The organism is Sinomonas sp., assembly GCF_036848755.1.
Classification (GTDB): Bacteria; Actinomycetota; Actinomycetes; order Actinomycetales; family Micrococcaceae; genus Sinomonas.
The window spans coordinates 1-2568 of record NZ_DAIUJO010000225.1 but is presented as its reverse complement, the minus strand read 5'-3'; the positions used below and the strand labels follow the sequence as shown (position 1 = coordinate 2568).

Here is a 2568-nt window from a genome sequence, read left to right as displayed (position 1 = left end):
CGACAAGTCCCAGGACGATCGCAAACAGCGTCATGCTCCATCGTCCCACCCGCCACGTGAAGAAGCGGGATGATGGTGCGCATGTGCTCGGAGGTCTCTGGCCATGTCGCTGGGACCGCGCTCTCCAGACAGGTGGACGACCGAGTCGTCGAGATCGTCCTTCAAACGGGGAATCTCACGTGATCTGGCTCAGCTCGAGGAGGTGGCCATCTGGGTCTCGGAAGAAGCAACGAATCTCGGAGCCATGGTTCACAGGCGAGGTCAGGAACACTGCACCGCGCCGCCGCAGCTCGGCGTACGAGGCCTGGCAGTCACGGATACGGAAGGTCATCTCGTGGCTGACCCGGTCGGGGTCCTCAGGCGGGGCAAACAGAACCGTGGGTTTGTCGGGTGTTGGGCCGCCACCGGTGACCAGGAGCAGCCAAGTGCCGAACAGGCGCATGACGGCGCTGGTACCTCCGTACTCCCGCACCACCTCCGCCCCGACCACGTCCCGGTAGAAGTCGCGGGCTGCGGTCAGGTCGCGGACCACGAGGACATGTGTCAGCTCGGCGCCAGCCTGGAATTCGTTCCCGCCCATCAGGCCATCTTCCCAGCCGCTGCCCCAATCGGACACGGTCTGCCCAGCTCCAGACGATTGCGAGGCCGCGGAATCAAGATGGTCAGGCTGCGCGCAGGGAGGCACTAATGTCGCCGTTCGACTGGATCCACGATTGGACGGGTGATCGGCGTCGTCTGTTGTCTTCTGCCGCCCTTTGGGTAGGGCGTTGGTAGTGTTCCTGCATTCGGCACGGCAAGGATGGGGTGATTTCTTGAAGGACACTTCAGCGAACGGGGATCGGGCCAACACGGAGTGTGCCAACGACGACGGCCTGACGGAGCCTGTCCGGAGGGCCGGGGCGGTGGAGCTGCTGCTGATCCGACATGGTGAGAGCGAGGGCAACGTCGCGGCCACGGAAGCCCGCGAGGCCGGTGAAGAGGTCATCGACGTCCCGGCACGCGATGCGGACGTCGACCTGTCCGGAACCGGCCGGGACCAAGCTGGGGCGCTGGGCGCGGCGTTGGGCCGTATCGCCGCGGAGCTCCGCCCAGACGCGGTATGGTCCTCCCCCTACGCGCGGGCGCGCCAGACGGCCGAGATAGCGGTGGAAACAGCAGGCTGGCCACTGCAGGTGCACACCGACGAGCGGCTGCGCGACCGCGAGCTCGGCATCCTGGACCGGCTCACCCGGCTGGGCGTGCAGAACCGCTATCCCGGGGAGTCCGAGCGCCGGGACTGGCTCGGCAAGTTGTATTACCGTCCGCCCGGAGGGGAATCCTGGGCGGACGTGGCACTGCGGCTTCGGTCTGTCCTGGCGGAGCTGGACAGCCCAGGCATGGGACACCGCGTGATGCTGGTGTGCCACGACGCCGTGATCATGCTGTTCCGGTACGTGATGGAAGGCCTCAGCGAAAGGGAACTGCTGGAGCTTGCAGCAAGGGAAACCATCCTCAATGCCTCGATGACTCGGTTCGTCCGCCCCTCCGGGGCCGGACCCTGGACGCTGGAGAGCTTCAACATCGCCGACCACCTGAGGGAGCAGGGCGTCGCGGTCACCGAACACGCCGGAGACACCAATGCCCGCCCGCGGTGAACCCTTTGGCGCCACCTTGGTGACGCCGTCGCTCCTGCGGGATTGGCCGCTCCCGGCCCCGGGCCAGGACAAGTACTCGCGCGGGTCCGTGCTCGTGGTCGGCGGAGCCCGGGCCACCCCTGGTGCGGCCCTGCTGGCCGGGACGACGGCCCTGCGCGCCGGGGCCGGGAGACTCACACTGGCGGTGGCCGAATCGGTGGCCGTCCAGCTGGGGGTGGCGTTGCCCGAGTGCGGTTCGATTGGCCTGCCGGAAACCGCGGACGGCTCGGTCAGGCCTGAGCTGGACCGGATCTCGCCGTACCTGGACAGCGCGGACACGGTCCTGGTGGGGCCGGGACTGGACGATCCCGACCTTGCCGGGCAGCTCCTGGCCGCGCTGCTCGAACGCGAGACCGGCCGCGGCAGCCGCCCGGGCCCGCACCCCGACCGCGGGGAAGGGCCAGGGCCCGCCGTCGTCCTCGATGCCTTTGCCTTGGGCGCCCTGGCGCCGCTGGAGGATCAGCTGGACCCTTGGCGCGGCCGGCTAATCCTGACGCCCAACGCCAAGGAGGCCGCGCTCCTGTTGGGCCGGGACGTGGACGACCTCGAAAGGGACCTGGCCGAGATCTCCGACAGGTTCGACGCCGTGGTCAGCTGCCAGGGCCTGATCACCCAGCCGCCCGGACTCGAGCCGGACCAACCGGAACTGTGGCGGATCACCACTGGGCACGGCGGCCTGGGCACCTCCGGCAGCGGAGACGTCCTGGCCGGCGCGATCGCCGGGCTCCGGGCCCGGGGAACCAGCAGCGCGCAGGCGGCCTGCTGGGGCACCCACCTGCATGCATCGGCGGCCGACCGGCTGGCCAGCAGGCTCGGCCCACTCGGGTTCCTCGCCCGCGAACTCGCCGACGAACTGCCTGCCCTGATGCTGGAATTCGGCGTCTGACACTCAGGA

3 protein-coding genes are annotated in these 2568 nt (G+C 68.9%); 2 read left to right on the top strand and 1 reads right to left on the bottom strand.

Annotation, left to right across the window (positions count from 1 at the left end; genetic code table 11):
• Positions 1-175 precede the first annotated feature (175 nt).
• A complete protein-coding gene (locus tag V7053_RS18740) occupies positions 176-580 on the bottom strand; it encodes a VOC family protein (protein WP_334173765.1) in 405 nt (134 codons plus the stop codon).
• Between the two features lie 322 nt (positions 581-902).
• Here V7053_RS18740 and V7053_RS18735 point away from each other — a divergent pair, with 322 nt between their 5' ends.
• Positions 903-1634: a histidine phosphatase family protein gene (locus V7053_RS18735; protein WP_334173764.1), complete on the top strand. Its 732-nt coding sequence runs from the start codon at positions 903-905 to the stop codon at positions 1632-1634.
• A complete protein-coding gene (locus tag V7053_RS18730) occupies positions 1618-2559 on the top strand; it encodes an ADP-dependent NAD(P)H-hydrate dehydratase (RefSeq protein ID WP_334173763.1) in 942 nt (313 codons plus the stop codon). The genes V7053_RS18735 and V7053_RS18730 overlap by 17 nt, the downstream gene beginning before the upstream one ends.
• Positions 2560-2568 lie beyond the last annotated feature (9 nt).